Source organism: Oleiphilus sp. HI0086 (assembly GCF_001635225.1).
This window is the reverse complement of the sequence record NZ_LWFZ01001020.1, coordinates 1-1,737: the sequence shown is the minus strand read 5'-3', so window position 1 is coordinate 1,737 and position 1,737 is coordinate 1. Positions and strand designations below refer to the sequence as shown.

2 protein-coding genes are annotated in these 1,737 nt (G+C 43.6%); both read left to right on the top strand.

What is annotated here, in order from left to right; genetic code table 11:
• Positions 1–291: 291 nt before the first annotated feature.
• Positions 292–720, top strand: coding sequence for a nucleoside-diphosphate kinase (ndk, locus tag A3756_RS18270; RefSeq protein ID WP_068510611.1), 429 nt, complete (start codon positions 292–294; stop codon positions 718–720).
• A gap of 185 nt (positions 721–905) precedes the next feature.
• On the top strand, positions 906–1,737 hold an 832-nt coding region (gene rlmN, locus A3756_RS18265), incomplete at its 3' end, for a 23S rRNA (adenine(2503)-C(2))-methyltransferase RlmN (protein WP_068554187.1).

Genomic DNA, 1,737 nt, shown 5'->3' with positions numbered 1-1,737 from the left:
CATGTGTTGACAGCTATGGGCTTGTCTGACGAATTGGCATTGAGCGCCTTGCGTTTTTCCTTTGGTCGTTTCACAACTAAAGATGAAGTGCTGAAGGCCGCTGAGATGCTCTGCTCGGCAGTCACGCGAATGAAGGGCTAGAGTTCGCTAGTTTATTGGGCTAAAAGGCTGCTAGAGTTCTTTGTTTTAATATTTTTTAATGGCGTTATTGGTGAGTGTCTTTTTTCTGCTTTGCCCTGTATAATCCCGCCACAATTTTTTAACTTTTAAACTTACTTTGGAGATAAGCTCATGGCGGTAGAACGCACTCTTTCAATCATCAAACCTGATGCAGTAGCAAAAAATGTAATTGGTAAAATCTACAGCCGTTTTGAAAAAGCTGGACTAAAGATTGTTGCTTCAAAAATGATCCACATGGATGATGAAAAAGCTGGCGGTTTCTACGCTGAGCACAAAGAACGTCCTTTCTATGGTGACTTGGTTTCATTCATGACGTCTGGACCGGTTGTTGTTCAGGTTCTAGAAGGTGAAAACGCAGTTCTTGCTCACCGTGACCTAATGGGTGCAACAAACCCTAAAGAAGCAGCAGAAGGTACAATCCGTGCAGACTTCGCAGAGTCTATCGATGCGAACGCAGTACACGGTTCTGATTCAACTGAATCAGCAGCTCGTGAAGTATCTTACTTCTTCGCAGATGCAGAGATTTGCCCACGCGGCTAAGGCTACATTAGCCTAAAGCAAGCAGGATACCATTCCCTGTAGCGCCTCAAATAGACGCTCAGAGAAAGGATCCTGCTTTTTGTCGTTATTATAGCCGGATTAATAACGAGTAGACTTCGCTCAATAATTTGAATGATTGGGTGAATAAACATGCAGTTCGGCAGTATTTTTACGCGAGAGAATTTATGAGCGCAGATGTAACACCAGAAACCAAAAAAGTTAATTTGTTGGGTCTTCCACGGCAAAAAATGCTGGATTTCCTGGAGGGGATCGGTGAGAAACCGTTTCGTGCCAAACAAATCATGCAATGGATTCATCAATATGGTGTGCATAACTTCGACGAAATGACCAATATCAGCAAAGCGCTGCGTGAAAAACTTTCAAAGATCGCAACGATTGAAGGGCCAGATATTATCTATCAGGATATCTCGTCAGATGGAACTCGTAAGTGGGTGATGCAGATGCCTGGCGGTAGTAGTATCGAGACGGTGCTTATTCCTGAAGGTGACCGTGGAACCTTGTGTATTTCTTCTCAAATCGGTTGCGCTCTGGATTGTAGTTTTTGTTCTACTGGTAAGCAGGGTTTTAATCGTAACTTGTCTACAGAAGAGATTGTAGGTCAGATTTGGAATGCTATTGCCTCCTTTGAAGAACTCGACCGGGTAAAAGATCGTCCCGTAACAAATGTTGTGTTTATGGGTATGGGCGAGCCGCTGTTAAATTTTGACAATGTCATGGATGCTGTAGACATCATGATGGATGATTTCGCTTACAGCATTTCCAAGAAGCGTCTGACAATCAGTACTGCTGGTGTGGTGCCAGCAATGGATCGAATGGGCGAATTTACCGATGCCTCGATTGCAATATCCTTGCATGCACCAAACGATGAGCTTAGAAACGAACTGGTGCCGGTGAACAAGAAGTATCCGATTAAGATGCTGCTTTCATCGCTAAAAAGCTATCTGGATCAGCTTTCGGATAAACGAAAAGCGACCATCGAATATACCCTAATTGCAG

Excerpts from the sequence above, each read along its gene's own strand:
- ndk (WP_068510611.1), top strand. The coding sequence starts at position 292 with ATGGCGGTAGAACGCACTCTTTCAATCATCAAACCTGATGCAGTAGCA.